Annotated in this window: 4 protein-coding genes; 3 read left to right on the plus strand and 1 reads right to left on the minus strand. The window is 49.1% G+C overall.

What is annotated here, in order from left to right:
* Window positions 1-2552: M1 family metallopeptidase (locus Q7V06_RS08685; protein ID WP_304840629.1), on the minus strand; the 2552-nt coding region annotated here is incomplete at its 3' end.
* A 102-nt stretch (window positions 2553-2654) separates the two neighbouring features.
* Between Q7V06_RS08685 and Q7V06_RS08690 the strand changes: the two genes are divergently transcribed.
* From Q7V06_RS08690 to Q7V06_RS08700, 3 genes are all read left to right on the plus strand, one after another.
* Window positions 2655-4439, plus strand: coding sequence for a PAS domain S-box protein (locus Q7V06_RS08690; RefSeq protein WP_304840631.1), 1785 nt, complete (start codon window positions 2655-2657; stop codon window positions 4437-4439).
* Window positions 4440-4568: 129 nt separating this feature from the next.
* Window positions 4569-5507, plus strand: coding sequence for an ornithine cyclodeaminase family protein (locus Q7V06_RS08695; protein WP_304840633.1), 939 nt, complete (start codon window positions 4569-4571; stop codon window positions 5505-5507).
* 94 nt (window positions 5508-5601) lie between these two features.
* Complete coding sequence (locus tag Q7V06_RS08700; protein WP_304840635.1) at window positions 5602-6024, plus strand: GxxExxY protein; 423 nt, start codon at window positions 5602-5604, stop codon at window positions 6022-6024.
* Window positions 6025-6101 lie beyond the last annotated feature (77 nt).

Consider the following 6101-nt stretch of genomic DNA (forward strand, 5'->3'; position numbering starts at 1 on the left):
GTGCGGCCCTCCCGGGTTTCAAGAGAGTATTTCCTGTTCCGGGCAAAACGGCCGTATAGTGCACGTTGATCGTTGGCCTGATCGATTCTGAGGTACCCTGAACTCTCAATCGTACGCAGGAGAGTAATAAGATCATCTGCATCCGATCCGGCAGTTGCCAAAAGGAACTGCTCCCATGCAACGAGATCGACTCTTGCCCTCTCCATCATATCCGAAAAGATCTCCATCCGATCAGAGGCAGATGAGGCGATGAGGAGTGAATAAGCACTTAATCGATCGGTTGCTGTCTCACCGTCTCTGAACGCCTCCCTGATCATATCATGAACCGCCGGGGTATCAAGACGGGATAGAAGCCGGAGGCAGAGATTCTTCACCTGCCGGTTTTTAATAGTATCTGCCATCCTTTCAATCGACTGCCATCTATGATCGGTCAACTGATAGGCTCGATAAATACTCGTGAGAATCGGTGCTTCTTCAGATGCAATGCCAGCTTCAAGTCTTCGCCTTGCTTCATAGAGAGCCATATACTTATGAGCGAGAGCGGAATCTCCTGCATCTTCAAAAATTGTCAGAAATTGTGCCCCCGCACCCTCCATGAGCCCTGCATCTGAGAGGAGATCGATATACAATGATAGAAAGGCGGGGGAGGGCTTCTGATCAGGATCCTCCATCAGTCGCACCATCTCCTGCGAGACAAGCTTCTGATAGGCGACAAAACGCGCCCCGATATCAGGATCAGTCCGTGCCTGAAGATAGAGCTCTTCTTCATCAGGTGCATAATCGAGGATGCCATAGAAGGAGATGCCACGGTTTAATGAGTAATAATCCGGTTTGTCAACATCTTCGATCTGAAGTGTCGAAACAGTACCGGTGACGAGATGGTAAAAGTCCTCGATCACCTCACCGTCACCTCTCATCAGGGCACCATGGAAGGGGAAGGTCCAGGGCGTTTCTCCTCCTGATTGCCGGAGCTGCAGAGTGCAGAGGCGATCTTTTTCATCATACACTGTTGTTACCTTGACGGTCGGAAAACCTGAGCGTTTCAGCCAACCTTCTGCCATTCCTTTGAGATCTATCCCGCCGACGGCTTCCATGCACTCAATCCAGTCATCCCTGCTTGCGTTTGAATGGGCAAACTTTCGATGGTAGAGTGAGAGCGCCCAGCCAAAAGGCTCCTTTCCGAGGATAGACTCGACCATCCTGACAAACTCGGGTGCCTTGATATATGTGACTGCTGTGATCAGGTCGTTAGGGTCATTGAAACCATCCGGTTCAATCGGCATAGCCGCAGCTCCCGTATCCCTTGCGAATGTCCCGTTAACCGGATCAAGGAGTGATATGATCGTCTGAAGTCGGCTATAGTCTTCTCCGAAATGGAAGGCATGATACTGCTGTTCGACATGGACTGTCACAGCTTCGTTTAACCAGATCTCAAAGGGTGTCTCCCCTGTCACTTCTGAGCCATTTAAGTTATGATAGTACTCGTGAACCTTGACACGGAGGAGATACTCAAATCCTGAATCTGTCATCCCGGAGAATGGCATCAGACGATTGGTTGAGATGGTTGTATTACCTACATTCTCCATCCCCCCGAAATCCGAGTTCTGCATACCGATCTCCCGGTACACAGATCCGGTATATGCATAGCCGCAGACAATCTTCTGGTCAAGCTGCTTCATCTGTTCAGTGAGCTGTGCGAGATCCAACTGTTCCGCACCGCGTGATCGAAGTTCACTCCTTTTCTTATAGAGTCGATAGATCTCATGGCGAATCTCGACCTGATCGTAACAATGGGGTCCTGTGAAGAGGTAGACCCAGAGGATACCATCTTCAAGGATATCGAGTGCCCGCTCAGCCTGAACCGGATCAGAACCGGGAGGGTAGAGGAGCTCCAGACTGAATGATGATCCTGACGGATACTCGAATCTCCTGCTCAATGATGCATATGTCCCGACGCCAAGGAAGAAGAGGTATGGTGCCATCGGGGTCTTCATATTTTCATAGGTGATCGAATCGCGTTCCGGTGAGAAACGGTGTCGTTTCACCGCAATATCCCCGTTTGAGATCAGGTGGGTATAGTGTTTGTCTGCAATGATCGTTGTTCTGTATGTGCATTTGGCGGTCATCTCATCTATACAGGGTAAAAGCCGCTGGAATCCCCACTGCTGGCACTGGGTAATCTGTGTTGGCGGGGCACCGGCAGGTGTCTCATCATAGTAGAGTCCTTCGAGGAGTGTCCGGCTCGGGTGGCAGACTGTCTCACTTGTAATGATAAACTCAGTCTGTGGCGGGATCTCATCTGCAAAGGTGATGAGGATGGCATCCCCCTCTTCAATGAACTCAGATGGCCGCCCGTGACAGAGGAGGGAATGCACCGCCAGGCTCTTTGCATTGAGTCGGAGATTCTTAATTGAATGATCCTTTGTCTTGAAGAGTGAACATGTCAGAACACGTGTTTCATCATCTGAGATATCAAATGACAGGTCCATGTGAATGACATCGACAGGGGAAGGGGTGAAGTCGGATCGAAAGTACTGAAAGCCTGCAGGCATAGATGTACTCTATCGTCTGGTGAGAAGATGGTGATATCGGTTCATCAGGTAGACTTAATCATAGAATCATTTATCATTTGAATCAACCAATAAAGACTATAAATGTCTGCTGCTTCCTCATGCCGCCATCAGATCCTTTATGTAGATGATGAAGCACCCCTTCTTGAGCTTGGTAAGATCTTCCTTGAACGCAGCGGGAATCTTATTGTTGATACGACAGAGCACCCGGAAGAAGCCCTTGAATATGCTGTTTTAAGCAGGTATGATGCGATCATCTCCGACTATCAGATGCCGGGAATGGATGGGATTACACTCCTGAAGCGTATACGAACCGCAGGGTCTACAATCCCTTTCATCATCTTCACCGGAAGGGGGAGAGAAGAGGTGGTTATTGAGGCATTAAACAGCGGTGCGGACTTTTACCTCCAGAAAGGGGGAGATCCGAAGTCTCAGTTTGCAGAACTCTCAAATACTATTCAGCATGCCATCTCCAAGAAAGAGGCAGAAAAGGAGATTCAACGCCGTTTATTGTTTGAGAAGGTTGTTGCCAGAATATCCTCACGTTTTGTTGCAGGATCTGATGTGGATCTGGCAATCAATGAGGCACTCGGAGATATCGGTATCTTCTGCGGTGCATCCAGATCCTACATCTTCCTCTACAGGGAGGAGAAAGAGGAGATGGACAATACGCATGAGTGGTGTGCAGATGGAGTACCACCTGAGATTGATAATTTAAAAGGGCTCTCATGCTCTCTTTTTCCCTGGTGGATGGAGAGGCTTTTGAAGAATGAGAATATCCGGATACGTTCTCTGTCAGAGTTGCCATCTGAGGCCTCATCTGAGAAGGATATCCTTGAGCCGCAGGGTATTGAGTCTTTGATTGTGTTACCCCTCATTATTCGACAGGAGCTTGGGGGATTCATCGGATTTGATAATGTTGAATCTACGAGAGACTGGACAGAGGAAGATGTTGCACTCCTCAGGATCACCTCTGATCTGATCGGAAATGCAGTTGAGAAGAAGAAGGCAGACGATCAGCTACAGGAGAAAACTCTGGAGATTCAGGCGTCTTATGAACAGCTGCTTGCAATTGAGGAGGAGATAAGGCAGCAATTTGATGAGATTTCTACTGCATATGAGCTCCTCCGAAAGAGCGAAGAACTCTACAGAAATGTCATCGAGACTCAGACGGATCTCATCTGCCGGAGTGGAGCAGACGGGACCATCACGTTTGCAAACAGGGCATACTCGAACTACTATGGGATCCCTGAGGATGAACTCATCGGGTCGCGCTTCGCCCCCGGCATCCCGGAAGATGAGAGAGGCAGGCTCACGAACCACTTCAGATCTCTCACACCAAAGCAGCCTGAGGCAGTGATCGAGCATCGGGTTTCAATGCCTGATGGGTCAGTCCGATGGCAGCGATGGAGCAACCGGGCGTTCTTCGATGAACAGGGGAGGCTTCATGAGTACCAGTCGGTCGGGCAGGACTGTACTCTGATCAAAGAGGCAGAGCTTGCGGTGCTTGAGTCTGAGAGCATGTACCGCGCTCTCTTTGAGCACACCGCTGCGGCAACGGTGATCATCGAGGCCGATACCAGTCTCTCGCTTGTGAACCCGGCATTTGAGACGCTTTCCGGATATACCGCTGACGAGATCCTGATGAGAAGGATGAGCTGGACCGCCTTCTTCCATCCGGATGATCTTGAACGGATGATGGAGTACCATCGTGCCCGGAGAATCAGGGGGAAGAAGGCACCCGGCATGTATGAATGCAGGTTTATTGACCGTGCCGGGAGCGAGAAGGATATTCTCCTTCATGTCGGGATGGTTAAGGGGACAGAACGGAGTGTGGCGTCTCTGTTAGAGATCGGGTTTCGGAAGTAAACAAGTTCCAGCCTGTCGTATTCTGCTCAACGATATATCCCAACCAGGAAATAGTATCCCTGCTGATGGCTTATCTCAGACACCTGCCATATCGATACATAAAAATATCCGGGCAGTAAGATTCCTTTCATGAAGTACTATCCTGATGCTCATGAACTCCTCACCTACCCGGAAGTGAACCATGCAGTCGAGGAGGTCTTTGCAGAACACGGACGGGGCAATGTCCAGATGCCTCCGAAGATTTATATCACCTTTAACAGAGGCGATCTCCGGACGATGCCGGCCTACATCCCCGGAATAAACCTTGCCGGGGTGAAGATCGTGAACGTTCACCCGGAGAATCCTTCCCACGGTCTGCCAACCATCATGGCAACGACTCTTCTTATTGATCCGGAGACAGGAGTTCCGACCGCCATCATCAATGCAACCGCCTTAACCGATATGCGGACCGGGGCTTCGGGGGCAGTTGCAGCAAAATATCTGGCACAAAAAAAGCCCCTCACCATCGGTTTTGTCGGGAGCGGGCGGCAGGCGCATGCACAACTGAATGCGATAGCAGCAAACTGCGTGATTGAACGGGTGCTCGTCTGGAGCAGAAGGAGAGAGCATGCAGAGGCGTTTGCTGCTGCTTATCCGGGATATGGAGCAGTCGCCCTGAAAACAATTCAGGAGGTATGCGACTGCGATCTCCTCGTAACGACGACACCGTCACGAGAGCCGCTCATCAGATCGGAGTGGATTTTTGACGGGACGCATATCAATGCAATCGGTGCCGATGCACTCGGTAAGCAGGAGCTTGACACTGCCCTTCTTCTCCGTGCCGAGGTCTTTGTGGACGATTATGAGCAGGCGGTTCACTCAGGTGAGGTGAATGTTCCAATCAGATCAGGCATATACTCTGCAGAAAGGATTGCAGGCACCCTTGGGGAGGTCGTCATCGGCAAAAAGCACAGATCCTCTCCCGATGCGATCACGATCTTCGACTCAACAGGTCTTGCGATACAGGATCTGGCGATCGCACGGCTGGTAATTGAAAAGGGGGAGGGGATGGAGCTTTCGTTTCTTTGAAGGGATTTAGAGTTACCTAGATAATTATAAGGATTTTCAAATACCGATGCAGAAATAAAATCATATATAAAATATTAATTTTATGTGAATTATTATGACTGAACTGAATAATACTATGTTTGATGAAAATGCGATTGCAAAAACTATTGTGCATTCGTGTTTTCACATACACATCAATCTCGGACCTGGTTTGCTGGAATCGGTTTATGAAGCCATTCTTTTTCGTGAACTCATTAAGCGTGGATTGCGTGTGCAACGTCAGGTTGTTATCCCAATTATCTGGGATGGTCAAACGTATGATGAAGGTTTTCGTGCAGATCTCATAGTAGAAGATAAGGTTATCATAGAATTGAAGTCTGTGGAACGAATAGCTCCTGTTCATGGGAAGCAATTACTGACCTATATTCGCCTTACTAACCGACGCCTCGGGTTAATCGTAAATTTCGGAGAGGCACAAATCAAGAATGGGATCAAGCGAGTGGTGAATGGATTACCTGATGATATTTCCAATCATTGAAATTGGATCACAATAAAGACACCAAGCCGCAAAGGAATAATCTCACAAAAAGACATCGCTACCATCCTATTTGCTGA

The organism is Methanocalculus sp. (assembly GCF_030651615.1).
In the GTDB taxonomy this organism is placed as follows: Archaea; Halobacteriota; Methanomicrobia; order Methanomicrobiales; family Methanocorpusculaceae; genus Methanocalculus.

Excerpts from the sequence above, each read along its gene's own strand:
- Q7V06_RS08690 (WP_304840631.1), top strand. The coding sequence starts at position 2,655 with ATGTCTGCTGCTTCCTCATGCCGCCATCAGATCCTTTATGTAGATGAT.
- Q7V06_RS08695 (WP_304840633.1), top strand. The coding sequence starts at position 4,569 with ATGAAGTACTATCCTGATGCTCATGAACTCCTCACCTACCCGGAAGTG.
- Q7V06_RS08700 (WP_304840635.1), top strand. The coding sequence starts at position 5,602 with ATGACTGAACTGAATAATACTATGTTTGATGAAAATGCGATTGCAAAA.